23 protein-coding genes are annotated in these 23,157 nt (G+C 69.6%); 16 read left to right on the top strand and 7 right to left on the bottom strand.

The window, feature by feature from the left end:
- Positions 1 to 39: 39 nt before the first annotated feature.
- Positions 40 to 1,338 (bottom strand): nucleoside transporter C-terminal domain-containing protein, encoded by a 1,299-nt coding sequence (locus SLW55_RS03060; RefSeq protein WP_267093521.1) that lies wholly within the window; start codon positions 1,336 to 1,338, stop codon positions 40 to 42.
- A 229-nt stretch (positions 1,339 to 1,567) separates the two neighbouring features.
- Between SLW55_RS03060 and SLW55_RS03055 the strand changes: the two genes are divergently transcribed.
- From SLW55_RS03055 to SLW55_RS03035, 5 genes are all read left to right on the top strand, one after another.
- Positions 1,568 to 2,539: an aldo/keto reductase gene (locus SLW55_RS03055; protein WP_152238307.1), complete on the top strand. Its 972-nt coding sequence runs from the start codon at positions 1,568 to 1,570 to the stop codon at positions 2,537 to 2,539.
- Between the two features lie 192 nt (positions 2,540 to 2,731).
- Positions 2,732 to 2,932, top strand: a complete 201-nt coding sequence (locus tag SLW55_RS03050; RefSeq protein ID WP_017907561.1) for a hemin uptake protein HemP — start codon at positions 2,732 to 2,734, stop codon at positions 2,930 to 2,932.
- Between the two features lie 175 nt (positions 2,933 to 3,107).
- Entirely contained in the window at positions 3,108 to 5,333 is a 2,226-nt protein-coding gene (locus tag SLW55_RS03045) for a TonB-dependent hemoglobin/transferrin/lactoferrin family receptor (RefSeq protein WP_320744540.1), read from the top strand.
- Between the two features lie 6 nt (positions 5,334 to 5,339).
- Complete coding sequence (locus SLW55_RS03040) at positions 5,340 to 5,927, top strand: Hemin transport protein (protein ID WP_267093524.1); 588 nt, start codon at positions 5,340 to 5,342, stop codon at positions 5,925 to 5,927.
- Between the two features lie 49 nt (positions 5,928 to 5,976).
- Positions 5,977 to 6,915, top strand: coding sequence for a DUF6607 family protein (locus SLW55_RS03035; RefSeq protein WP_295943272.1), 939 nt, complete (start codon positions 5,977 to 5,979; stop codon positions 6,913 to 6,915).
- A gap of 200 nt (positions 6,916 to 7,115) precedes the next feature.
- Here SLW55_RS03035 and SLW55_RS03030 read toward each other — a convergent pair whose 3' ends face one another.
- From SLW55_RS03030 to SLW55_RS03020, 3 genes are all read right to left on the bottom strand, one after another.
- The gene (locus SLW55_RS03030; protein ID WP_295943274.1) at positions 7,116 to 8,030 is read right to left on the bottom strand and encodes a trypsin-like serine protease; all 915 of its coding nucleotides are present in this window, start codon (positions 8,028 to 8,030) and stop codon (positions 7,116 to 7,118) included.
- 151 nt (positions 8,031 to 8,181) lie between these two features.
- Entirely contained in the window at positions 8,182 to 10,665 is a 2,484-nt protein-coding gene (locus SLW55_RS03025) for an FtsX-like permease family protein (RefSeq protein WP_320744538.1), read from the bottom strand.
- The gene (locus tag SLW55_RS03020) at positions 10,662 to 11,264 is read right to left on the bottom strand and encodes an ATP-binding cassette domain-containing protein (RefSeq protein ID WP_017917228.1); all 603 of its coding nucleotides are present in this window, start codon (positions 11,262 to 11,264) and stop codon (positions 10,662 to 10,664) included. Before SLW55_RS03020 ends, SLW55_RS03025 begins: the two co-directional genes overlap by 4 nt.
- Positions 11,265 to 11,424: 160 nt before the next feature.
- Between SLW55_RS03020 and SLW55_RS03015 the strand changes: the two genes are divergently transcribed.
- The 3 genes from SLW55_RS03015 (at position 11,425) to SLW55_RS03005 (ending at position 14,243) form a co-directional block, all read left to right on the top strand.
- A complete protein-coding gene (locus tag SLW55_RS03015; RefSeq protein WP_242004321.1) occupies positions 11,425 to 12,048 on the top strand; it encodes an arylesterase in 624 nt (207 codons plus the stop codon).
- A gap of 92 nt (positions 12,049 to 12,140) precedes the next feature.
- The gene (locus tag SLW55_RS03010; RefSeq protein ID WP_003481607.1) at positions 12,141 to 12,854 is read left to right on the top strand and encodes a response regulator transcription factor; all 714 of its coding nucleotides are present in this window, start codon (positions 12,141 to 12,143) and stop codon (positions 12,852 to 12,854) included.
- Positions 12,855 to 12,962: 108 nt separating this feature from the next.
- Positions 12,963 to 14,243, top strand: a complete 1,281-nt coding sequence (locus SLW55_RS03005; protein WP_152236702.1) for a HAMP domain-containing sensor histidine kinase — start codon at positions 12,963 to 12,965, stop codon at positions 14,241 to 14,243.
- 34 nt (positions 14,244 to 14,277) lie between these two features.
- Here SLW55_RS03005 and SLW55_RS03000 read toward each other — a convergent pair whose 3' ends face one another.
- Positions 14,278 to 14,994, bottom strand: coding sequence for an SGNH/GDSL hydrolase family protein (locus SLW55_RS03000; protein ID WP_320744536.1), 717 nt, complete (start codon positions 14,992 to 14,994; stop codon positions 14,278 to 14,280).
- 188 nt (positions 14,995 to 15,182) lie between these two features.
- Here SLW55_RS03000 and SLW55_RS02995 point away from each other — a divergent pair, with 188 nt between their 5' ends.
- The 8 genes from SLW55_RS02995 to SLW55_RS02960 all read left to right on the top strand — a co-directional run bounded on the left by SLW55_RS02995 (position 15,183) and on the right by SLW55_RS02960 (position 21,688).
- Positions 15,183 to 15,563, top strand: a complete 381-nt coding sequence (locus SLW55_RS02995) for a diacylglycerol kinase (RefSeq protein WP_010342212.1) — start codon at positions 15,183 to 15,185, stop codon at positions 15,561 to 15,563.
- Positions 15,564 to 15,602: 39 nt separating this feature from the next.
- Positions 15,603 to 16,352 (top strand): TerC family protein, encoded by a 750-nt coding sequence (locus SLW55_RS02990; protein WP_010342213.1) that lies wholly within the window; start codon positions 15,603 to 15,605, stop codon positions 16,350 to 16,352.
- 74 nt (positions 16,353 to 16,426) lie between these two features.
- Complete coding sequence (locus SLW55_RS02985) at positions 16,427 to 17,059, top strand: LemA family protein (protein WP_043093112.1); 633 nt, start codon at positions 16,427 to 16,429, stop codon at positions 17,057 to 17,059.
- Between the two features lie 24 nt (positions 17,060 to 17,083).
- Positions 17,084 to 18,058 carry a TPM domain-containing protein gene (locus tag SLW55_RS02980; protein ID WP_320744534.1) on the top strand — a complete coding sequence of 325 codons (975 nt, stop codon included), beginning with the start codon at positions 17,084 to 17,086 and terminating at the stop codon, positions 18,056 to 18,058.
- A complete protein-coding gene (locus SLW55_RS02975; RefSeq protein WP_320744532.1) occupies positions 18,058 to 18,549 on the top strand; it encodes a TPM domain-containing protein in 492 nt (163 codons plus the stop codon). Before SLW55_RS02980 ends, SLW55_RS02975 begins: the two co-directional genes overlap by 1 nt.
- 840 nt (positions 18,550 to 19,389) lie before the next feature.
- Positions 19,390 to 20,298: a prolipoprotein diacylglyceryl transferase gene (lgt, locus tag SLW55_RS02970; RefSeq protein WP_017916439.1), complete on the top strand. Its 909-nt coding sequence runs from the start codon at positions 19,390 to 19,392 to the stop codon at positions 20,296 to 20,298.
- Complete coding sequence (locus SLW55_RS02965) at positions 20,295 to 21,089, top strand: thymidylate synthase (protein WP_295965446.1); 795 nt, start codon at positions 20,295 to 20,297, stop codon at positions 21,087 to 21,089. Before lgt ends, SLW55_RS02965 begins: the two co-directional genes overlap by 4 nt.
- A 92-nt stretch (positions 21,090 to 21,181) precedes the next feature.
- On the top strand, positions 21,182 to 21,688 hold the full coding sequence (locus SLW55_RS02960) for a dihydrofolate reductase (RefSeq protein WP_267100053.1): 507 nt from the start codon (positions 21,182 to 21,184) through the stop codon (positions 21,686 to 21,688).
- Between the two features lie 129 nt (positions 21,689 to 21,817).
- Here the strand turns inward: SLW55_RS02960 and SLW55_RS02955 are convergent, their stop codons facing one another.
- Together SLW55_RS02955 and apaG are read right to left on the bottom strand one after the other, a co-directional pair.
- Complete coding sequence (locus SLW55_RS02955) at positions 21,818 to 22,741, bottom strand: symmetrical bis(5'-nucleosyl)-tetraphosphatase (RefSeq protein WP_017916442.1); 924 nt, start codon at positions 22,739 to 22,741, stop codon at positions 21,818 to 21,820.
- Entirely contained in the window at positions 22,741 to 23,124 is a 384-nt protein-coding gene (gene apaG / locus SLW55_RS02950; protein ID WP_010340000.1) for a Co2+/Mg2+ efflux protein ApaG, read from the bottom strand. Before apaG ends, SLW55_RS02955 begins: the two co-directional genes overlap by 1 nt.
- Between the last annotated feature and the right edge of the window lie 33 nt (positions 23,125 to 23,157).

Raw genomic sequence — 23,157 nt, 5'->3', positions numbered from 1 at the left:
GAAAAAAGAAAGACGGGTGCGGCGGATGCCGCGGCCGGATCAGGCGAAGTGCGACAGCACCCCGGCGATGGTCGCGGTCATGAAGGTGGCGATCGAGCCGCCCAGCACCGCACGCAGGCCGAAGCGGGCCAGGTCGTGGCGGCGCTCGGGGGCCAGGCCGCCGATGCCGCCGATCTGGATCGCGATCGAGCTGAAGTTGGCGAAGCCGCACAGCGCGTAGGTGGCGACCAGCCGGCCTTCCGCGCTCAGGCTCACGCCCGGCACCTGGCCCTGGACGATACGCGACAGCTCGGTATACGCGACGAACTCGTTGATGACCACCTTCTGGCCGATCAGCGAACCGACCGTGGTCGCATCCGGCCACGGCGTGCCGATCACCCAGGCCACCGGCGCCAGCACGTAGCCGAAGATGGTGGACAGGTTGGTCGGGCGGCCGATCACGCTGGCCAGGCCGGTGACGTCGCCGATCCAGGTCAGTGGCGCATTGACCAGCGCGATCAGGGCGATGAACGCCAGCAGCATCGCGCCGATGTTCAGCGCCAGGCGCAGGCCGTCGCCGGCGCCGGCGGCGGCGGCATCGATCACGTTGCTGGTGGTCTTCTCCACTTCCATCTTGATCGTGCCGCGGGTCAGCGGCGTGCCGGTCTCCGGGATCAGCAGCTTGGCCACCACCAGCGTCGCCGGCGCGGCCATGATGCTGGCCGCCAGCAGATGCTTGGCATAGAACGCCTGCTGCGCCGGGTCGCCGCCGCCGAGCATGCCCACGTAGGCCGCCAGCACGCCGCCGGCGATGTGCGCCATGCCGCCGATCATCATCGTCAGCAGCTCGGACTCGGTCATGCGCGGGATGTACGGACGCACCGTCAGCGGCGCCTCGGTCTGGCCGATGAACACGCTGGCGCAGACGCTGGTGGTCTCGGCGCCGGACACGCGCATCACCTTGGTGATCGCCCAGGCCATCACCCGCACCACCGCCTGCATCACCCCCAGGTGGTACAGCACGCCCATCAGCGCGGAGAAGAAGATGATGGTCGGCAGCACCTGGAAGGCGAAGATGAAGCCGTAGGTCTTGGTGTCGAGTAGGCTGCCGAAGATGAAGCTGGAGCCTTCGTTGACGAAGCTCAGCACCTTGACGAACACCTGGCCGAGCCAGTCGAACACCTCACGGCCGCCCGGGACCAGCAGCACCAGCGAGGCGAACCCGATCTGCAGGACCAGGCCGGTCGCGACCAGCTTCCAGTCCACTGCCCGGCGGTTGTTGGAGAACAGCCAGGTGATCCCGATCAACACCGCCAAACCGAACAGGCCGAAGCCGATCCTTCCCAATCCCTCGACCATCTGCGTCCCCTGTCCCCGACCAAAGACGGGAAGCCTAGTGCAGGGGGTGACGGCCGGCAAGGCGAGCGGTGTTCAGTCGGGGATTCGGGAGTGGGGATTGGGGATTCGTAAGAGCAGGCGCCCCGCTGCCGCAGGTGCGGCGATGCCGACGGTGCCTCGCGGCAGCGCCGCTACACTGTGCGGCCGCCCGCCGGCCGTGCCGCGGGTTCGCTCAGCAGGAGGAGTTGCCATGCAATACCGTCGCCTCGGTGCCACCGGGCTGCAACTGTCGGCGCTGTCGTTCGGCGCCTGGATCAACTTCGGCGGGCAGACCGGCCGCGACGAAGCGCGCAACCTGATCGCCGCCGCCTGGGACCACGGCATCAACTTCTTCGACAACGCCGAGGTCTATGCGCACGGCCGCGCCGAGCAGGTGATGGGCGACGTGATCGCCGACCTGCGGCTGCCGCGCGACGGCTTCTGCGTGTCCAGCAAGGTCTACTTCGGCGCCGTCGAGTCGCCGCGCCCCACCCAGCGCGGGCTGTCGCGCAAGCACGTCACCGACGCCTGCCATGCCGCGCTCAAGCGCTTGCGGGTGGACTATCTGGATCTGTACTACTGCCACCGCCCCGATCCGGACACGCCGGTGGAGGAAACCGTGCGCGCGATGGACGCGCTGATCCGCCAGGGCAAGGTGCTGTACTGGGGCACCTCCGAGTGGCCGGCCGAGCGCATCCGCGAGGCGGCGCAGGTGGCGCGCGCGCTGGGCCTGCACGGGCCGTCGATGGAACAGCCGCAGTACAACCTGCTGCACCGCGCGCGCGTGGAGCAGGAGTACGCGCCGCTGTACGCCGAGCTCGGCCTGGGTACCACCATCTGGTCGCCGCTGGCCTCGGGCCTGCTGACCGGCAAGTACAACGACGGCATCGATCCGGCCTCGCGGCTTGGCCAGGAGCGCAATGCCTGGCTGCAGCAGGAGGTGATCGGGCCGCCGGCGCAGCGCCGCATCGAGCGCGCGCGCGCCTTCACCGCGCTGGCCGCGGCCGAGGGCGTGGCGCCGGCGTCGCTGGCGATCGCCTGGTGCCTGCGCAACCCGCACGTGTCCACGGTGATCCTCGGCGCCAGCCGGGTGTCGCAGCTGCTGGAGAACCTGGCCGCGCTGGAACTGGCCGCGCGCGACGACGCGGCGTGGTGGGAACGGGTCGACGCCGCGGTGCGCTGACGACGGCATGCGCTTGCGCCGCCGCAGTGCAGCGGCGGCGCGGCAGCGAAGGCGTCGATGTGTGGCGATCTTTGGAATCTTTCGTGGTCGTGGTTTCGATCGAGATTGCGAATCGAATCTGGCGAGAATGGGTCTTGATTAAGTATTGAGAATCATTATCATCTCGATGCACCCCGTGGATGGAGTTCGACCATGACCGCTCAACCCGTGCTGTTGCGTCACCCCGAGACCCTGAGCCTGCGCGAGCGCACCGTGCCGCGCGCCGTGCCGGCCGAAGAAACCATCAGCAGCCAGGCGCTGCTCAAGGGCCGCCGCGAAGTGCTGATCCAGCACGGCGACCGCGTCTATCGTCTGCGCCACACCAGCAACGACAAGCTGATCCTGACGAAGTGATGCCCTCCGGCCGCCGCATGCGGCCGGCCTCCCCGCCCGATCTGCCGCCACCTGGCCCACGCCCTTGCGCGTCGGCCGCGGCCGCCTCGCAGTCGCGATCCTTCTCTCCCCCTCGGCCAGGCGCGGACCCCGCGCCGTGCCGGTCGAGGGTCTTCCGCGACCACCGATGCTCCCCATGTTCCGTACCGCCCCGCTCACCGGCGCGCTGTGGCTGGCCCTGGCCGCCGGCGCGCATGCCGCTCCCGCATCCGCCTCTGCCTCCGACGCTGACGCCGCCGCCAGTGCGGCGGCCGCCATCCGCGATTTCGATCGCCTGCAGGTCACCGCCACGCGCACCCAGCGCGCCATCGTCGACGTGCCCGGCAGCGTCGACGTGATCGACCGCGAACAGATGGACCGCTCACTGGTCCACGACCTGAAGGATCTGCTGCGCTATACGCCCGGCGTGTCCGCCACCGGCAACAGCGGCCGCTTCAGCGGCATCTCCGGCATCCGCATCCGTGGCCTGGACGGCAACCGCGTGTTGATCCAGACCGACGGCATCCCGGTCTCGGACACCTTCAGCTTCGGCAGCTACCTCAACGCCAACCGCAACTTCGTCGACATGGACACGCTCAAGCGCGTGGAGATCGTGCGCGGTCCGGCCAGCGCGCTGTACGGTTCGGATGCGCTGGGCGGGGTGGTCGCCTACGTCACCAAGGATCCGGCCGACTACCTGGCGCCGGGCAAGGACAGTTACGTCGGCCTGAAGTTCGGCTACGAGAGCGAGTGGAAGGGGTTGTTCGCCGGCGCGCTGGTCGCCTTCGGCGGCGACCGCTGGAGCGGCATGGCCGCGATCAGCCATCGCCAGGGCCAGGAAAGCGAAACCCAGGGCGACAACCGCAGCATCGGCGCCGCCCGCACCGCGCCCAATCCGCTCAGCAGCGACGGCCGCAGCCTGCTCAGCAAGCTGGTCTACGCGCCCAGCGCCAATCAGCGCTTCAAGCTGACCGTGGAAGGCAACGAGGACTACTCGCGCATCGATGCGCTGAGCAACGTCACCGCCAGCATCCTGTCGCAGCGCGGCCGCGACCATCAGACCCGCGCCCGCGTGTCGCTGGCACACGAGGTGGACCAGCTCGACACGCTGCTCGCCGACGACCTGCAGTGGCAGCTGTACCGCCAGGACAGCCAGAGCCTGCAGCGCACCGACGAACGCCGCAGCAACGGCACGCTGCGGCACATGGAGCACGACTTCGACCAGCGCCTGTACGGGCTGCAGGCGAATCTGCACAAGCGGGTCGATCAGGGGCGCGTCGTCCACGACATCAGCTACGGCATCGATCTGTCGCACACCGACACCCACGAAAAGCGCGACGGCCACACGCTGAACCTGCGCACCGGCGCGATCAGCAAGACCGTGGGCATGGAGACCTTCCCGGTCCGCGACTTCCCGATCACCGAGACGCTCAAGGCCGGCGCCTACCTGCAGGACGAGATCGCGCTGGCCGATGGCCGCTTCAGCCTGACCCCAGCGTTGCGTGCGGACTATTACCGGCTGTCGCCGCAGGTCGACGCGATCTTCGCCACCGACAATCCCGGCGTGGCGGCGAAGAAGATCAGCGATCGCAACGTCTCGCCCAAGCTCGGCGCGATCTGGCGCCTGGACGACGCCTGGTCGTTGTACGCCAACTACGCGCACGGCTTCCGCGCGCCGCCCTACAACGACGTCAATATCGGCTTCACCAACCTGCTGATCGGCTACACCGCGATCGCCAATCCCGACCTGAAGCCGGAGACCAGCCGCGGCGCCGAACTGGGCGTGCGCTACGCCGGTCCGGCCGTCTACGTCGGCCTGAGCGCCTACCGCAACGCCTACCGCGATTTCATCGAGTCCTACCGCTTCGTCGGCTTCAACGCCGACGGCCTGATGCTGTATCAGTCGCGCAACGTCGACCGGGTGACCATCCGTGGCGTGGAGGCCAAGGCCGGTGTCGACTTCGGCGCACTCGATGCGCGCTGGGCTGGCTGGTCGCTGCAGGCCAGCGCGGCCTATGCGCGCGGCGACAACCGCACCGACGGCACCCCGCTCAATTCGGTGGATCCGCTGCGCGGCGTGGTCGGGCTGGGCTACGACCGCAGCAGCTGGGGCGCGCAACTGGTCGCCACCGCGGTGGCGAAGAAGCGCCGGCCGGAACTGCCGACCTACTACACGCCGGCCGGCTACGCGACGCTGGACCTGCTCGCGCATTGGCACTTCACCGAAGGTGCGCGGCTCGACGTGGGCGTGTTCAACCTGGCCGACCGCCGCTACATCGACTGGAACATGCTGCCCGGCGCGACCCTGGCCAGCAGCGCCGTGCTCGACCGTTATACCGGTGCCGGGCGCAACGTCTCGGTCAGCCTGGCGCTGGACTGGTAGCGGCGGATGCGCACGGCCGCGCCAGCGCGTACCGGCCCGGAGCGGATCGCCGCGCCGCTGCCGCGCCCGGCGCAGCTGGCCGCACTGGGCACGGTGTTGTGCCTGTACCGCGCCCACACCGGCGCCGAACTGATCGGCTGGCGCCACGCCTGCAGCGTGGCCGCGCACCTGGACGTGGACAGCGATGGCGTGCTGGAGAGCCTGCGCTTCTACGACCGCCAACACCAATGCTGCTGGCGCCTGTACCTGCTGCCCGACAGCGATTTCGTCGCATGGGACATGCTGCTGTCGGCGCTGCCCGCGGCGCAGGATGCCGCCGATGGCGGCGTCGCCGAGCGGCTGTGGCGGCGCGTCGCCGGGCGCCTGCGCGGCGACGGCTGGCATGCGCGGGCGCTGCGCCTGCACGCGGCCGATGGCGTGCTGGCGGCCAGCGTCGCCGGCGTGTCGCCGCTCGGTGCCAGCATCGCCCGCCGCATCGCGCGCCTGGAGGCGGCCGAGGGCGACGTGCTGGTCGACGACTGCTGTTGCGCCCGCGCCGGACGCCCTGCGCCGCGCCCCGATCCCGACCGGCCGTGGCCGCTGCTGCGGTTGTGAGCGGCCGCTGGCGTTTCCTCGTTTCCCATCAACCAAGACTCCTCTCTCGATGATGAAAGCTCCGCCCCTGTTCTGCGCCTTGCTGCTTGCCGGCAGCCTCCCCGTCCACGCCGAGAGCGCCGACCCGGCGCGCGACCGTGCCAGCATCCTGGCGATGCAGGGCGAGTACACGGTGGCGTTCGCCTTCGACGAGACCGTGCTGCTGCAACCAGGCTATGCGCGCGCCGCGCCAATGCGCAGCGGTGGCGACGAAGTGGTGATCGTGGTCGAGGACAGTCCGCGCAAGGTGGTGCTGCAGCATCTGCTGGTGGAGCCCAAGAGCGGCCACGTGACCAAGCACTGGCGCCAGGACTGGATCTACGAGGCGCCGCAGCGCTTCGAGTTCAGCGCCGACCAGGCCTGGCAGGTGCGCCCGCTCGACGCGGCGGCCACCCGCGGCGCCTGGACGCAGTGCGTGTACGAGGTCAGCGACGCGCCGCGCTACTGCGGCACCGGGCGCTGGGACTACGCCGATGGCCATCCGACCTGGACCAGCGACCTGAGCTGGCGTCCGTTGCCGCGCCGCGAGTACACCAAGCGCAGCGACTACAACGCGCTGGCGGTGATCAACCGGCATACGCTGACCCCGGCCGGCTGGACCCACGAGCAGTTCAACACCAAGGTGCTGCGCAAGCCCGATGGCAGCCAGCAGGCCATCGCCCGCGAATTCGGCTTCAACGACTACGTCAAGACCACGACCCTGGATTTCGCACCGGCCTACGCCTACTGGAAGGCCACCCAGGGCTACTGGGCCAGGGTGCGCGCGCGCTGGGACGGCCTGCTCGGCAAGCCGCCGGGCGTGCAGCTGAAGACCAAAGTCGACGGCATGGCGATCATCGTGCCGCTGTTCGGCCAGGCCGAGGCGGTGCAGCAGGGCAAGCCGGTCAGCGATGCGCAACTCGATGCGGTGTTCGCGCAATGGACCGCGCCGGCGCCGGCCGCGCGCTGAGCACAGCGCCGGCGACACAGCCAGGGTGGGGAAGGCGGCCGGGATGGCGCCTTCCCCTTTTTCTTGCGTGTGTCGCGTCGCCGAAGATGGTGCTTGGCGCTGGCAGGCGCGTAGATCGCGGCTCACGCTCTGAGCCGCAGGTGCGCCAACGGAGGCAAGGCGACGCAAGGCCGGCGCCAGCACGGCGCCGCGCGGGATTCTCAGCGTCCCGCGTCGTGCGCGCGTGTGGTCGTCGCCGGTGCGGGCGGCGTCGTTGGCGATGACGCGTCACCCGTGGAGGCGGACATCACCTGCTCGATCCACGGCAGATAGCGCGACACGCGCACGGCGTGCACGATCTGGCCGTAAAGACCCTGCACGAAGGAACGATCCGCGGTCCAGGTCGTCCAGAACGGATGGTCCGGCGGATAGTTGCCCCACGACGCCAGTCCGATCAGTTGCCGCGCGTCGCCGGTGCCAATCAGCAAGGGGCCGCCGCTGTCGCCGCTGCCGGTGATGCCTTCCAGCGGCAGGGCGGCCGGGGGCGCGTCGAAGCGATACGAGAGGTAGCGAGGGTCGGCGCCGACGATCGTGTTGAACGCATGGCGCAGCACGCCGCGATGGGCGCCGTGGGGATCCTGGCCGGCGTTGCCGTCGCCGGTGGCGCCCTTACCGATCAGTTCGGCGGTCATCCCCACCTCGCCGTCGCCGCGGTACAGCGCGGCCGGCGCCACGCCCGTTACCGGCGTGGCCAGCTCGATCAGCGCAATATCGTCGGAGGCGGCCAGAAACGCGTAGAACTTGGCGAAGTCGCGCGAGGCCAGCGCCTCCTGCACCAGCGCATCGGGCGGCTTGCGGTAGCCGGGATGGACGACGACCCGCTTGATCCTGTGCGCCACGCCGCCGATGGACACGTCCTGATCCATGCCCGGCATCTGCATCGGCGCTGCGTGCGCGGCGGTGACCACCCACTGCGGCGCGATCAGCACGCCGTGTCCTTCGCCGGGCAGGTCGGCCAGTGCCGGGAATGCCGCCGCCGGGATCCGATAGCGCGCTTCCTCCACGTCCGCCCTGACCACCACGGCACCGGCCGTATTGGCGATGGTCAGCAGGCAGCAGGCGACAATCCATTTCATGCGGTTCTCTTTTCGATGCAGCGTGATCTTACCCATGGCGCGGCACGCATCGCTCCCGTCGTCGCGGCAGACCGCCGCCGAGCACCGGTAGCGACCGCATCGCGTCCGCGCAGCCTGCGGCGCTCTTCCAAATCCCCAGTCCCGGCTCCACTCAGTTCTCGCGCAAGGCCAGCGCCGGCGGCGTGCGCAGGATGCGGCGGGTGCCGGACCAGCCGGCGAGCAGGCTCAGCGCCACGCCGCCGAGGCCGCCGAGCAGCAGCGCCGGCCACGGCGGAGACAACGCGAGGTCGAAGGCCTGCCTGGCCACCACCACGCCGATGATCGCGGCCGCGCCGACCGCAAGGATCGCCGCGAGCAGGCCGAGTGCGCCGAATTCCACCAGCACCGCGCCGCGCAACTGCCCGCGCCGCGCGCCCAGCGTGCGCAGCACCGCGCTGTCGTAGCGGCGCTCGCCGGCGGTGGCCTGCAAGGCGGCCAGCAACACCAGTGCGCCGGCCAGCAGGCTGAAGCCCATCACCAGTTGCACCGCCTGGGCGACGCGGTCGATGACCTCGCGCACCCGCTGCAGGATCGCGTCGATGTCCAGCAGCGACACGTTCGGATAGGCACGGCTGAGTCCGCTCAGTTGCGCGGCCGAGGCACGCGGCAGATGGAAAGCGGAAATCAGGTTGTACGGCGCGTCCTGCACCGCGCCGGCGTTGAGCAGCAGGAAGAAGTTGACCCGGAACGAATCCCAGTCGGCCTTGCGCACATTGGTGACGGTGAAACTGCGCTGCTGGTCGCCGAGCAGCAGGGTGATGCGGTCGCCGAGCTTGAGCCCGTAACGCTGCGCCCAGCCTTCCTCCACCGAGGCCTCGGCGGCGGTGCTGTCGGCGGCCCAGAAGCGTCCGGACAGCAGCCGGTTGGCGGCGGGGAACTCGTGCCGCCAGGAGAAGTTGATCGGCCGGTCGCTGCCGTCGCCATCGTCCTCCGGCCCCTGCTCGCGGCGCTGCGGCGGCTTGCCGTTGATCGCCACCAGCTTGCCGGTGCTGAACGGCTCGACCGCCGCATCGGCGACGCCGAGCGTGCGCAAGGTGCCGAGCACCTGCTCGGCCTGGTCGGGCTGGATGTTCATCAGGAAGTAGTTCGGCGTGTCCGCCGGCAGCCGGTCGCGCCACTGCCCGAGCAGGCCGGGGCCGATCACCGCCAGCAACAGCAAGGCGCACAGCGACAGCGACAGGCCTACCAGTTGCACCACGCTCAGTGCGCGGCGCCGGGTCAGCGCCGCCAGGCCCAGCTTCCATGGCCCGCGCAGCTGTCCCTGCAGTCGCCGCAGTACCGCCAGCAGCACGCCGCCGACCGCCGCGGCCAGCGCCGCCAGCAGGGTCAGGCCGCCCAGCACCCAGGCCGCCAGCACGCCGTCGCCGGTGGCGTAGACCGCCAGCACCACGGTGGCGACCAGGGCCGCGGCGTAGACCAGCAGTGAGGTTGGCGGCAGCGCGGCGAAGCTGCGGTTGAGCACGCGCATCGGCGGCACGTCGCGCAGGCGCAGCAGCGGCGGCAGGCCGAAGCCGAGCAGCAGCAACAGGCCGATGCCGGCACCGGCCAGCGCCGGGGTCGCCTGCGGCAAGGGCAGGCGGTCGGGAATCAGGCTGCCCAGCGCTTCGACCAGGCCGACCTGGGCCAGCATGCCCAGGCCCACGCCGAGCGCGCAGGCGGGGATCGCCAGCAGCAGCAACTGCACCGCCAGCGCACCGAGGATGTCGCGCTGGCGCGCGCCCAGGCAGCGCAAGACCGCGACCTGATCGATGCGGCGCAGGGCGAAGCGGTTGGCGGCCAGCGCGGTGGCGACGCCGGCCAGCAGCACCGCCAGCAACGCGGCCAGCGCCAGGAAGCGCCCGGCGCGGTCGAAGGCGCCACGCACGCCGCGCTGGGTGTCCTCGATGCCGACCAGACGATAGGCCTTGGCACGCGGCGCCAGCCATTCGCGCAGGGCGGCGATCTCGCCGGGCGCGCCGGCGAACATCAGTCGATAGGAGGCGCGGCTGCCGGGGCCGAGCAGGCCGGCGGCATCGACGTCGGCGCGGTTGACCAGCAGCGGCGGCGACAACTGCATCAGTTCGCCGGAGGCATCCGGTTCGGCGCGCAGCACCCGGGTCACGCGCAGCGTGCCGGCGCCGAACTCCAGCGCATCGCCGAGCTTCAGCCCCAGCGCTTCGAGCAGGCGCGGATCGGCGTAGGCCTCGCCGCGTGGCGGCGGCCCGGCGCGTTCGCTGCCGGCGCCGACGGTGTCGCGCGCCACCAACAACTCGCCGCGCAGCGGATAACCCGCGCCCACCGCCTTGATGTTGGCCATCTGGCTGGCGTCGCCATGGAACAGCACGCTCGGGAAACTGACCATGCGCGTGCTGCGCAGTCCGCGCCGCTGCGCTTCCTCGGCGAAGGCGGCGGGGATGTCCTGGCGCCCGCTGACGCCGAGGTCGCCGCCGATCACCTCGGCGGCGCTGCCGGTCAGCGCCAGGGTCACCCGGTCGACCAGGGTGCCGACCGCGGTCATCACCGCCACGCCCAGCACCAGCGCGGCGAACACGGTCAGCAGATCGCCGGCGAACAGTTCGCGGCGCAGTGCGCGCGCGGCGTGGCGCAGCACGTTCATGCGGCATCCGCCGCGTCGGCGGCGCGCAGGCGGCCGCCGTCGAGCCGGTAGCGGTGTTCGCAGCGTTGCGCCAGGCGCATGTCGTGGGTGACCAGCACCAGGGTGGTGTCGCTGCCTTCGTTGAGCGCGAACAGCAGGTCGCTGATCTGTTGTCCGGTGGCCTGGTCGAGGCTGCCGGTGGGCTCGTCGGCGAACAGGATCCGCGGCCGCGCCACGAAGGCGCGCGCCAGCGCCACGCGCTGCTGCTCGCCGCCGGACAGTTGCCGCGGGTAGTGCCGCGCCCGCGCGCTCAGCCCGACCGCTTCCAGCACCTCGCGCACCCGCGCCGGATCCTCGCGTCCGGCCAACTCCAGCGGCAGCGCGATGTTTTCCGCCGCGGTCAGCGACGGCAGCAGATGGAAACTCTGGAACACGAAGCCGACCGCGCGCGCGCGCAGCGCGGCGCGCGCTTCCTCGTCCAATGCATTGAGCGACTGCCCGGCCAGCACGATCTCGCCGCGCGTGGGCAGGTCGAGGCCGGCCAGCAGGCCGAGCAGGGTGGTCTTGCCGGAGCCGGAGGCGCCGACGATGGCGACGCTGTCGCCTTCACCGATGGTCAATCCGACCTTGTCGAGAATGTGGACCGTACCCTCCGGTCCGCTGACGGATTTGCCGACATCGCGTACGTCGATGGCGATGCTGGCGCGAAGCGTGGGGGCCTGACTGTCGATGAGGGAATCTCCAATGCGTGGCGACGAGACGAGAAGCAAGCGGGCCTGGATGCGCCGCGCCTGGCTGCTGCTGGCATGGTGGGTGCTGCTGCCCGCCATCGCCTGTGCCAAAGGTGCGACGGGGCCGGTGCTGGTACTCGGCGACAGCCTCAGCGCGGCGCACAACATTCCGGTGCAGTCCGGCTGGGTGGCTTTGCTGGACAAGCGCCTGCAGCAACAGATGCGGGCGCCACCGGCGGTGGTCAATGCCAGCATCAGCGGCGAGACCTCCTCCGGCGCGCTGACCCGCCTGCCGGCGCTGCTGCAGAAGCATCGGCCGTCGGTGGTGGTCATCGAACTGGGCGGCAACGACGCATTGCGCGGGCTCAGCCCGGCCGAACTGCGCGGCAACCTGGAGAAGATGATCGTGCTCAGCCGTGACGCCGGTGCGAAGGTGCTGTTGCTGGGCATCGACGTGCCGCCGAACTACGGCCCGGGCTACCGGCAGCGCCTGCGTGCGGTCTATGCGGACCTGGCCAGGCAGTACCGGACCGGCCTGCTGCCGTTCCTGCTGGAGGGCGTGGCGCTGAACCCGTCGCTGATGCAGGGCGATGGCCTGCACCCCACCGCGGCGGCCCAGCCCAAGGTGCTGGACAATGTCTGGCCTCAGCTCAAGCCATTGATCGCGCAGTAGTTTTTTTGTTGCTCAGGCAGATGAAGCGGCCTTCACGCCGCCACCACCGCCCATCCGGCATGTTTCACAAAGCTGAAGACTGAGGAAGCGTTATGCGTCAGACCAAGGAAACATCCGGGCTCGTGCTGGTCGTGGAGGACAACCGCAATATTTCCGAGATGATCGGCGAGTACCTGGAAGGCCGCGGGTTCGAAGTGGATTACGCCTGCGACGGCCTGGACGGCTACCGCCTGGCGGCGGAGAACAGCTACGACGTGGTGGTGCTGGACCTGATGCTGCCGCGTCTGGACGGCATCGAAGTGTGCCGCCGCCTGCGCAACGACGCGCGCAAGTCGACCCCGGTGCTGATGCTGACCGCGCGCGACACGCTCGACGACAAGCTCACCGGTTTGGGCTTCGGTGCCGACGACTACCTGACCAAGCCATTCGCGATCCAGGAACTGGAAGCCCGCCTGCGCGCACTGATCCGCCGCGAGCGCCGCCAGGTCGGTTCGGAAGTGCTGAAGGTGGCCGACCTGGTGCTGGATCCGGTGAGCATGCGTGCCACCCGCGCCGGCACCGAGCTGCAGCTCTCGCCGATCGGCCTGCGCCTGCTGACCATCCTGATGCGCGAATCGCCGCGCGTGGTCACCCGCCAGGAAATCGAGCGCGAGATCTGGGGCAACGGCCTGCCGGACTCGGACACCCTGCGCAGCCACTTGTACAACCTGCGCAAGATCATCGACAAGCCGTTCGACCGCCCGCTGCTGCACACCGTGCAGAGCGCCGGCTACCGCATCGCCGACATCGCCCAGCCGATGAGCTGAGGCAACGCCCGATCGTGGACCCCGCAGCGGCCCCGGTGAACGGGGCCGCTTGCACGAAAGGCTCACGATCGGCCTTCCTATAATCGCGGCAACGATCACGGATGCCGTATGCCGCACGGGTTGCCGCGCAAACTTCGCCTCGCCCTGATCGCCCGCATCGTGTTTGCGGGCTGTGTGGTCACGCTTGCCAGTTATCTGGTGGTCGCGATCGTGCAGCACTCGCTGGTCGGCTCGATCCTGAAGCAGGAGGCGCGCTACTACTGGCGCCTGCGCGCGCAGCTGCCGCAGCAACCGCCGCCCAACAGCCACAGCCTGCGCGGTTATCTGGTGCCGGCCGGGCAATCCGATGCGGCGGTGCCTGCCGACCTGCGCGGGTTGGCGCCCGGTCTGCACGAGGATCGCCCCGGCGGCGAGATGGTGCTGGTCGACCAGACCGAGAGCGGGCGCCTGTACCTGGTGTTTTTGCGCGCACCGGCGCAGCGGCTGGCGTTCTGGTTCGGCGTGGTGCCGACGTTGCTCACCCTGATCGCGGTGCTGGTGGTGGCCTGGCTGACCTGGCGGGTGTCGCGGCGCTTGCTGTCGCCGATGAACTGGCTGGCGCGGCGGGTCGCGCGCTGGGATCCGCGGCATCCAGCCGCCGCCGAACTGGCCCCGGAAAACCTGCCGACCGACGTACAGGGCGAGGCGCGGCAACTGGCCGCCGCCCTGCATGCGCTGGCCCTGCGCGTCACCGACCACGTCGCCCGCGAACGCAACTTCACCCGCGATGCCAGCCACGAGCTGCGCACCCCGCTGACGGTGATCCGCGTCGCCACCGACATCGCCATGACCGAGCAGGAACTGCCGCCGCGCCTGCACCGCAGCCTGCAGCGCATCCAGCGCGCCGGCCGCGACATGGAGGCGGTGATCGACGCCTTCCTCATCCTGGCGCGGGAAGCGGACGTGGTGCCGCAGAGCGAACTCTTCGAGATCGCCGACGTGGTCGAGTACGAGGCCGAGAACGCGCGCGAACTGCTGATCGGCAAGCCGGTGACCCTGAGCGTGCGCGTGCTGGCCTCGGCGACATTGCATGCGCCGCCGCGCGTGCTGCACGTGGTGGTCAGCAACCTGCTGCGCAACGCCTGCAGCTACACCGACGCCGGGCGCATCGAGGTCGAGGTCGAGGCCGACCGCATCCGCATCCGCGACACCGGCATCGGCATGTCCGAGGACGCTTTGCGGCACGCCTTCGAGCCGTTCTTCCGTGCCGAGCCGGAGCGCCCGCAAGGCACCGGGCTGGGCCTGTCGATCGTGCGCCGGCTGTGCGACCGTTTCGGTTGGCAGGTGGCCCTGGAAAGCGCCGAGGGCGGCGGCATTCTTGCGACCGTGCGGTTCCCGCCGGTCACGTGAGCGCCCGCGCACGGCGGCGCGGGCGCGTCACGGTTCAATCCTTCAGGTACGGACGCACGGTGTCGCGCCACAGCGCGTAGCCGGCCGCGTTCATGTGCAACTTGTCCGGTCCGAACAGCTCGGCGCGCGGCTGGCCGTCGGCACCCAGCATCGGCGTGTACACGTCGACGAACTGCACCTGCTTCAGGCTTGCGGCGGCCTTGCGGATCAGCGCGTTGGCCTCGGCCATCTTCGGCATCAGCGCCGCGCGCGAGGGGCTGGGCTTGATCGACAGATAGATGATGCGGGTCTTGGGCAGGTCGCGGTGCACGCGGGTCGCGAAGGCCACGAAGTCGTCGCGCACCTGCTGCGGGCTGCGGCCGCTGTTGAGGTCGTTGTCGCCGGCGTAGAACACGATCAGGCGCGGCTTGTACGGCACCACGATGCGGTGGGCATACCAGGTGCTGTCGCGGATCTCCGAGCCGCCGAAGCCGCGGTTGAGCGTCTGCACGCCCGGAAAATCCGTGGCCAGCGAGGTCCAGAAGCGGATCGAGGAACTGCCGACGAACAGCACGCCACCGGGTTTGACCGGATGCGCGGCATCGTCCTTGGCGAAACGCGCCATGTCCTCTTCCCAGGCGGCATTGGAGACCTGGTCGGGCACGCTGGGCGGCGGGGGTGGGGTGAGCGCCAGCGCCGGCGACAGGCCCAGCAGGGACAGACTGAACAGACTCAGGGCGAGCAGCGGTGCGCGCAGCGGCGAACGGGGCATGACGCCTCCTCGAAGCAAGGGGATCGGCGATGGTGCCGCAGGCACGACATGCAGGCAAATCCGCGGCGATGCCGGCGGTGCTGCGGGGCTTGTGGCAAAATTGCCGCCTATCCCGCTGCGCCTTGCCCATGACCGATTCCTTCCGGCCGTCGTCGTCGCGTCCCCGTTCCCTGGGGCGGGGCTGAGCCGTGGCCGACCAGTTCGGGCATCTGCCGCGTGGACCGCGCCGCATGCTGATGGCGGCACGCTGGTCGTGGCAGGGGCTGCGCGCGGCCTGGCTGCACGAGTCCTCGTTTCGCCTGGAGGTGTGCCTGTTCCTGATCCTGGCGCCGCTGGCGCTGTGGCTGGGGCAGGGACCCGTGCAGCAGGTGCTGATGATCGGCTCGCTGCTGCTGGTGCTGGCGGTGGAACTGCTCAATTCGGCGATCGAAGCGGTGATCGAGCGCTACGGCCCCGAGCATCACGAACTGGCCGGCCGCGCGAAGGACATGGGCTCGGCCGCGGTCTTCGTGATGCTGGCCAACGTGGTGCTGTGCTGGGGCCTGATCCTGCTGCCGCGCCTGCTGTGATCGCCGCCCGTTTCTTCTTCCGTTAAAGGATCCGACGCCATGGCCCTCGAGTTTCTCGCCGACCCCAACACCTGGCTGACGCTGTTGACGCTGAGTGCGTTGGAGATCGTGCTGGGCATCGACAACCTGGTGTTCATCTCCATCGCCGTGGGCAAACTGCCGGAAGCGCAGCGCCCGGCCGCGCGCAAGTTCGGCATCGCGGTGGCGTGCCTGACCCGCATCGCGCTGCTGGTGTCGCTGGCGTTCCTGGCGCGTATGCAGGGCGAGCTGTTCAGCGTCGCCGGCATGGGCATCTCGATCCGCGACCTGGTGCTGATCGTCGGCGGCCTGTTCCTGCTGGTGAAGGGCACGATGGAGATCCGCGAGCTGATCACCGGCGGCGAAGACGAAGACCCCACCACCAGCAAGGCCTCGGGCGTGTTCTGGATGGTGATCGCGCAGATCGCGGTGATCGACATCGTGTTCTCGCTGGATTCGGTGATCACCGCGGTGGGCATGGCCCAGCACATCCCGGTGATGATCGCCGCCGTGCTGCTGGCGGTGGCGGTGATGCTGCTGGCGGCCAATCCGCTGGGCCGCTTCATCGACGCCAACCCGACGGTGAAGATGCTGGCGCTGGCCTTCATCCTGATGATCGGCGTGGTGCTGATCCTGGACGGCCTGGACGTGCACGTGCCCAAGCCCTACATCTACGCGGCGATGGGCTTCTCGGTGCTGGTGGAATGGCTGAACCTGCTGATGCGCCGCCGCGCCGCCGCGCACCAGGTGCCCGGCGCCGGGAAGTGGTGAGCCGCCACTGAGGTCGGCTGCGTTTTCACCGGCGGCGTGGCAAGCTGCGCGCAGTCATCCGCCGGAGTCCTCGCATGCGCCTGTTGTCCCGCTCCTTGTTTCTGGCCGCGCTGGCGGTGTTGCTGTCCGGCTGCGGCTACAACGCGATCCAGCAGAAGGACCAGGCGGTCAAGGCCGGCTGGTCGGAAGTGCTGAACCAGTACAAGCGCCGCGCCGACCTGGTGCCGAACCTTGTCAACACGGTCAAGGGCTATGCGGACCAGGAGCGGCAGGTGTTGACCGACGTGACCAACGCCCGTGCCCGCGTCGGCCAAGTGCAGGTCAATGCCGACGATGCCGCCTCGCTGCAGCAGTTCCAGCAGGCGCAGGGCCAGTTGTCCAGCGCGCTGTCGCGGTTGCTGGTGGTCAGCGAGAACTACCCGAACCTCAAGTCCGACCAGGCCTTCCGCGATCTGCAGGCGCAGCTGGAAGGCACCGAGAACCGCATCACCGTGGCGCGCGGCCGCTACATCCAGGCGGTACAGGACTACAACACCTACATCCTGTCCTTCCCGCAGGTGCTCACCGCCAAGATGTTCGGCTACAAGGAGAAGCCCAACTTCTCGGTGGAGAACGAAGCGCAGATTTCCGAGGCGCCGGCGGTGAACTTCGGTGGCCAGCCCGCGTCCGCTCCACAGCAGCCGCAACAGCCGGCGCCGGCGCACTAAGCGCCGCCGCGGGCCGGCGTGACCATGCGTTCCGCACCCGTGGTGACTGAGCGCGCTGTCGCATCGGCGGCGTCGCGTGGCGCCGCTCGCCGCCGGCTCGCCGGCGTCTGGCTGGTGCTGCTGCTGGCGCTGCTGCCCTGGCTGGCCTGGGCGCAGGCCGAGGCGCCGATCCCGCCGCTGGACGCGCCGGTGGTCGACACCACCGGCACGCTGACGCCGAACCAGCGCCTGGAGCTGGACCGGCAGGCGGTGCAGTTGCAGCAGCGCAAGGGTAGCCAGTTGCAGGTCCTGGTGGTGCCCAGCACCGCGCCCGAGAGCATCGAGCAATACACCCAGCGCGTGTTCGACCAGTGGAAGCTCGGCCGCAAGGGCGTGGACGACGGCGTCCTGCTGGTGGTGGCCAAGGACGACCGGCGCGTGCGCATCCAGCCCGGCTACGGCCTGGAAGGCGCGATTCCCGACGCCACCGCCAACCGCATCATCCAGGAGTACCTGGTGCCGCGCTTCCGCGCAGGCGACTACAGTGGCGGGATTTCCGAAGCGACCGCGATGCTGGTCAAGCTGATCGACGGCGAAGCGTTGCCGGCGCCGGTCAGCGCGCACGCCTCGGCCTCGCGCGGCGGCGGCCTGGGATTCGGTTTCTTCGCCGGCCTGTTCGCGGCGCTGGTCGCGCAGGTGCTGTTCGCGCGGCTGTCGCGCCCGGTGCGCGGCGTGCTGAGCGGCGTGGTCGGCGGCGGCGTCGGCCTGCTGCTGAGTCTGTCGCTGTTCGTCGGTGCGCTGACCGGCGCGATCGGCCTGCTGCTGGGCCTGTTTGTGGGAATCGCACCGGGCCGTTCGGCCGGCGGCGGCGGTTGGGGCGGCTGGGGTGGCGGCGGCTTCGGCGGTGGCTGGGGCGGCGGTGGCGGTAGTTGGGGTGGCGGCGGAGGCGGCTTCGGCGGCGACGGCTGGGGCGGTGGTGGCGGCAGTTCCGGAGGCGGCGGCGCCTCGGGGAGCTGGTGATGCGCTTGGTCCGGCACCTGTTCGCGCCGTCGGCACAGCGCCTGTTCCCGGCGGCCAGCCTAGAGCGCATCGGCGCGGCGATCGCCGAGGGCGAGCGCCTGCACAGCGGGCAGGTGATGTTCGCAGTGGAATCGGGGCTGGCACCGGCGCAGGTGCTGCGCGGCATGGCGCCGCGGCTGCGCGCCGAGCACGCGTTCGCACAGTTGCGCACCTGGGATACCGAGGCCAACAACGGCGTGCTGATCTATCTGCTGCTGGCCGATCACCACATCGAGATCGTCGCCGACCGTGGACTGCACGGGCGGGTGGACGCCCCACAATGGCGCCAGGTCTGCGCGCTGATCGAGCGCGAGATGCGTGCGGGCCAACCCGAACAGGCGGTGATCGCTGGTGTTGGCGCGGTGTCCGCGTTGCTGGCCGCGCACTTCCCGGCACAGCCGGGCCAGCCGGGCGAGAACGAACTGCCGAACCTGCCGCAGGTGCTGGATTGAGTGTGCTGCTGTGGTGGTTTGCGCTGCCAGCAGAGGCGGCGGTGTTGTGGAAGGGACTTCGGTCCCTAGGCGAGAGTGCCGGGCTGGGGCCTGATGGCTCTGCTCGTCGCGGCTGAAGCCGCTCCCACATCAGGGCGATGCCGCTCCTGCATGGTGCGACGGGTGGTGTTGTGGGAGGGACTTCAGTCCCGACGCGATAGCGCCGGAGTGAACCCGATGGCTCTGCTCGTTGCCGCTGATGGCCTGGAGGCCACATGGGCCGCTCCCACAAGCAACGAGGGGCACGTGGCGTCTGGGCTGAGCATATTGCCTTGGAGTCGGTCGGCGGCAGGTTCGTGCGCCTGCCAGCAGATGAAGCGCCACCCCGCTGCGCCGTCCGCAGGCGCGGCAAGCAGCGGAGTCAGTGGCAGGTTCGTGCGCCTGCCAGCAGATGAAGCGCTACCCCGCTGCGCCGTCCGTAGGCGCGGCAAGCAGCGGAGTCAGTGGCAGGTTCGTGCGCCTGCCAGCAGATGAAGCGCTACCCCGCTGCGCCGTCCGCAGTCGCGGCAAGCAGCGGAATCAGTGGCAGACGCGTGCGCCTGCCAGCAGATGAAGCGCTACCTCGCTGCGCCGTCCGTAGGCGCGGCAAGGAGCGGAGTCAGTGGCAGACGCGTGCGCCTGCCAGCAGATGAAGCGCTACCCCGCTGCGCCGTCCGTAGGCGCGGCAAGGAGCGGAGTCAGTGGCAGACGCGTGCGCCTGCCAGCAGATGAAGCGCTACCCCGCTGCGCCGTCCATAGGCGCGGCAAGGAGCGGAGTCAGTGGCAGAATAGGCACTCTTTGCCCCCGGCCGACGTTTGCGCATGACCTATCTCCACCAGATCGATCCCATCGCCTTCTCGTTCGGGCCGGTGAAGGTGCATTGGTACGGGCTGATGTATCTGGCCGGCTTCATCTCGGCCTGGTGGCTTGGCCGCCGCCGCATCCGCGCCGGGCGCCTGCCCGGGGTGAACGAGGACGGCTTCTCCGATCTGCTGTTCTACGCGATGCTCGGCGTGGTGCTGGGCGGGCGCATCGGCTACATGCTGTTCTACGCACTGTCCGATTTCCTGGCCGACCCGCTGCTGATCTTCAAGGTGTGGGACGGCGGCATGAGCTTCCACGGCGGCCTGCTGGGCGTGCTGGCGGCCTGCCTGTGGTGGACGCGCAAGGCGCGCCTGCATTTCTTCGACACCGTCGATTTCATCGCGCCGCTGGTGCCGCTGGGCCTGGGCTTCGGCCGCATCGGCAATTTCGTCGGCGGCGAGTTGTGGGGCAAGTTGACCCATGCCGGCTGGGGCGTGATCTTCCCGCACGCGCCGATACAGGACGGCGTGGCCAATGCGCCGGCACTGGAGAGCCTGAAGAGTGCCGCGCAACTGCAGCAGCAATACGCCGCGGGCCTGCTCGATCGCTATGCCCGCCATCCGTCGCAGCTGTACGAAGCGGCGTTGGAAGGGCTGGTGATGTTCGTGGTGCTGTGGACGTTCTCGATGAAGCCGCGCGCGCGCTATGCGGTGTCCGGCTTGTTCGCGTTGCTGTACGGCGTGTTCCGCTTCGCCGTGGAATTCGTGCGGGTGCCGGATGCGCAACTCGGCTACCTGGCGTTCCATTGGCTGACCCGCGGCCAGCAACTGAGCATCCCGCTGATCCTGCTCGGCCTGTTCCTGCTGTGGCGCTCGCGCAGCGCGCCGGTGCTGCAGCCGGTGCCGCCGCCGGAGGTGAGCAAGTGAAGCAGTACCTGGAATTGCTGCAGCACGTGCTGGAGCGCGGCGCGGAGAAATCCGACCGCACCGGCACCGGTACGCGCAGCGTGTTCGGCTGGCAGATGCGCTTCGATCTCAACGATGGCTTCCCGCTGGTCACCACCAAGAAGCTGCACCTGCGCTCGATCGTGCACGAGTTGCTGTGGTTCCTGAAGGGCGAGACCAACATCGCCTATCTCAAGGACAACAAGGTCAGCATCTGGGACGAGTGGGCCGACGCGCAGGGCGAACTCGGCCCGGTGTACGGCAAGCAGTGGCGGCGCTGGACCGGTGCCGACGGTCGCGAGATCGACCAGATGCAGTGGCTGGTGGACGAGATCAAGCGCAACCCGGATTCGCGCCGGCTGGTGATCAGCGCCTGGAACGTGGCCGAGCTGCCGCAGATGGCGCTGATGCCCTGCCACAGCCTGTTCCAGTTCTACGTGGTCGACGGCAAGCTCAGCTGCCAGCTGTACCAGCGCAGCGGCGACATTTTCCTGGGCGTGCCGTTCAACATCGCCAGCTATGCGCTGCTGACCCACATGGTGGCGCAGGCCACCGGCCTGGGCGTGGGCGATTTCGTGCACACGCTGGGCGATGCGCATCTGTATTCCAACCACTTCGAACAGGCGCGCGAACAGCTGGCACGCACGCCGCGGCCGCTGCCGCAGCTGCGGCTGAATCCGGCGGTGACCGATCTGTTCGCCTTCACCTACGACGACATCGCCATCGAGGGCTACAACCCGCATCCGGCGATCAAGGCGCCGGTGGCGGTGTGAACAGCAGCTGGGAATCGGGAGTGGGGAATCGGGAATCGGCGAGCGCCGCCGTCGCGACGGGGACGGATTTGGAGCGGTCTACGCGCCCCTCGCTGCAGTTGAGCCTGCTCGCGGCGCTGGATCGGGCCAATGCGATCGGTCGCGACAACGACTTGCCGTGGCGCCTGCCGGACGATCTCAAGCGGTTCAAGGCGCTGACCCTGGGCAAGCCGGTGTTGATGGGGCGCAAGACCGCGCAGTCGCTGGGGCGCGCGCTGCCCGGGCGCTTGAACCTGGTGATGACCCGTTCCGGGCAGGTGCCGTTCGCGGACATGCAAGCGGTGGCGTCGCTGCAGGCGGCGATCGACGCGGCGCGCGAGGCCGGTGCCACGGAGCTGGCGGTGATCGGCGGTGGCGACATCTTCGCCCTGACCCTGCCGCTGGCCGAGGTGTTGTACCTCACCCATGTCGACACCGTGGTCGACGGCGCCGATGCGCATTTTCCCGCGTTCGATCCGGCGCAATGGGAGGTGGTGGCGCGGCAGGCGCATCCGGTGGATGCGCGGCATGCGCTGGCCTTCGAATTCGTGGATTACCGGCGCCGGGCGGGCGCGGTGTAAGCAGTGGCTGTGGCGGATGCCGGCGCACATGCCGGGATTGTTAGGAGCAGCTAGCCGCGACACGCATTCCCGGGAACGCCTGTCGCGGCTGAAGCCGCTCCTGCGAAACCGCAACGTCTCGCGTTAGACCTATTCCTGCTCGGGCGCAGCAGAGGCAGCCGGCGCCGGTTGTCCACGGTTCGGCGCGCTGCGCCGCCGCGGCGTGGCGGTGCGCGCCGCCGGCGGCGGTCCCTGCACCGGCCGGCCGGGGACCTGCACGACCTGCAGGTCCTCGCTGTCCAGGCGCAGGGCGGTGAGCTTGCCGCCCCAGACCGCGCCGGTGTCGATCGCGTGCACGCCCTGGGTGATGGTCAGGCCCAGCGTCGACCAGTGTCCGCAGACGATCTTCAGGTCGCGCTCGACCCGCCCCGGCACCTCGAACCACGGATACAGGCCCTGCGCCTGGGTGCCGGGCGTGCCCTTTTCCTCGATCGCGATGCGCCCACGCGGGGTGCAGTAACGGGCGCGGGTGAACAGGTTGATGATCGCGCGCGAGCGGTCGTAGCCGGTCAGGCCCGGCGACCAGGCGGGGCGGTCGCCGTACATGTTGCGGAACAGCTTGCGGTAGCCGTTGCCGTGCAGTTGCTGCTCGACCTCGCGTGCATGCTTCTCGGCCAGCGCGGTGGTCCACTTCGGCGCCAGGCCGGCGTGGATCATCATCCAGCCGAGCTGGCGGTCGGCATGCAGCAGCTTCTGCATGCGCAGCCAGGTCAGCAGTTCGTCGCGATCCTCGGCCAGCACGATGCGTTGCAGGTCCGGATTGACCTTGCGCTGTTCGTCCGGGCTGCGCTCGCCGATCGCCAGCAGCGACAGGTCGTGGTTGCCCAGCACCACCACGCTGTGTTCGCGCAGCGAGTGCACCAGGCGCAGGGTCTCCAGCGATTGCCCGCCGCGGTTGACCAGGTCGCCGCAGAACCACAGCCGGTCCACCGCCGGATCGAAGCGGATCTTCTCCAGCAACTGCTGGGTGATGTCGTAGCAACCCTGCAGGTCGCCGATCGCCCAGACCGCCATCAGTGCAGGGTCCGCGGGACGGACAGCACGAACGGCGCAATCGCGGCGATGAAATGGGTGCCGTCGTCGGCTTCCATGTCGTAGTGGCCGCGCATCGTGCCGTGCTCGGTTTCCAGTACCAGCCCGGAGGTGTAGCGGAAATCCTCGCCCGGGCGCAGCCGCGGCTGTTCGCCGACCACGCCATCGCCGTCGACGCGTTCGATGCGGCCGTTGCCGTCGGTGATCTCCCAGTGGCGGGCGATCAGGCGCGCGGCGACGCGGCCGCGGTTGTGGATGCGGATCGTGTAGGCGAACGTGTAGCGTCCGTCCTCCGGCGCCGATTGGTCGTCGAGGAATCGGGGCGACACTTCGACCTCGATCCGATAGGGGGCGTCATCGTTCATCCCCACAGTTTAGAGCGTGTTTTGCCGTTTGAG

This window comes from Xanthomonas sp. LF06-19 (assembly GCF_034105425.1).
Classification (GTDB): Bacteria; Pseudomonadota; Gammaproteobacteria; order Xanthomonadales; family Xanthomonadaceae; genus Xanthomonas_A; species Xanthomonas_A sontii.
This window is presented reverse-complemented; position numbering and strand designations above follow the sequence as displayed.

Coding starts and splice junctions, on each gene's coding strand:
- SLW55_RS03060 (WP_267093521.1), bottom strand. CDS start 1,338: ATGGTCGAGGGATTGGGAAGGATCGGCTTCGGCCTGTTCGGTTTGGCG.
- SLW55_RS03055 (WP_152238307.1), top strand. CDS start 1,568: ATGCAATACCGTCGCCTCGGTGCCACCGGGCTGCAACTGTCGGCGCTG.
- SLW55_RS03050 (WP_017907561.1), top strand. CDS start 2,732: ATGACCGCTCAACCCGTGCTGTTGCGTCACCCCGAGACCCTGAGCCTG.
- SLW55_RS03045 (WP_320744540.1), top strand. CDS start 3,108: ATGTTCCGTACCGCCCCGCTCACCGGCGCGCTGTGGCTGGCCCTGGCC.
- SLW55_RS03040 (WP_267093524.1), top strand. CDS start 5,340: ATGCGCACGGCCGCGCCAGCGCGTACCGGCCCGGAGCGGATCGCCGCG.
- SLW55_RS03035 (WP_295943272.1), top strand. CDS start 5,977: ATGATGAAAGCTCCGCCCCTGTTCTGCGCCTTGCTGCTTGCCGGCAGC.
- SLW55_RS03030 (WP_295943274.1), bottom strand. CDS start 8,030: ATGAAATGGATTGTCGCCTGCTGCCTGCTGACCATCGCCAATACGGCC.
- SLW55_RS03025 (WP_320744538.1), bottom strand. CDS start 10,665: ATGAACGTGCTGCGCCACGCCGCGCGCGCACTGCGCCGCGAACTGTTC.
- SLW55_RS03015 (WP_242004321.1), top strand. CDS start 11,425: ATGCGCCGCGCCTGGCTGCTGCTGGCATGGTGGGTGCTGCTGCCCGCC.
- SLW55_RS03010 (WP_003481607.1), top strand. CDS start 12,141: ATGCGTCAGACCAAGGAAACATCCGGGCTCGTGCTGGTCGTGGAGGAC.
- SLW55_RS03005 (WP_152236702.1), top strand. CDS start 12,963: ATGCCGCACGGGTTGCCGCGCAAACTTCGCCTCGCCCTGATCGCCCGC.
- SLW55_RS03000 (WP_320744536.1), bottom strand. CDS start 14,994: ATGCCCCGTTCGCCGCTGCGCGCACCGCTGCTCGCCCTGAGTCTGTTC.
- SLW55_RS02990 (WP_010342213.1), top strand. CDS start 15,603: ATGGCCCTCGAGTTTCTCGCCGACCCCAACACCTGGCTGACGCTGTTG.
- SLW55_RS02985 (WP_043093112.1), top strand. CDS start 16,427: ATGCGCCTGTTGTCCCGCTCCTTGTTTCTGGCCGCGCTGGCGGTGTTG.
- SLW55_RS02980 (WP_320744534.1), top strand. CDS start 17,084: ATGCGTTCCGCACCCGTGGTGACTGAGCGCGCTGTCGCATCGGCGGCG.
- SLW55_RS02975 (WP_320744532.1), top strand. CDS start 18,058: ATGCGCTTGGTCCGGCACCTGTTCGCGCCGTCGGCACAGCGCCTGTTC.
- lgt (WP_017916439.1), top strand. CDS start 19,390: ATGACCTATCTCCACCAGATCGATCCCATCGCCTTCTCGTTCGGGCCG.
- SLW55_RS02955 (WP_017916442.1), bottom strand. CDS start 22,741: ATGGCGGTCTGGGCGATCGGCGACCTGCAGGGTTGCTACGACATCACC.
- apaG (WP_010340000.1), bottom strand. CDS start 23,124: ATGAACGATGACGCCCCCTATCGGATCGAGGTCGAAGTGTCGCCCCGA.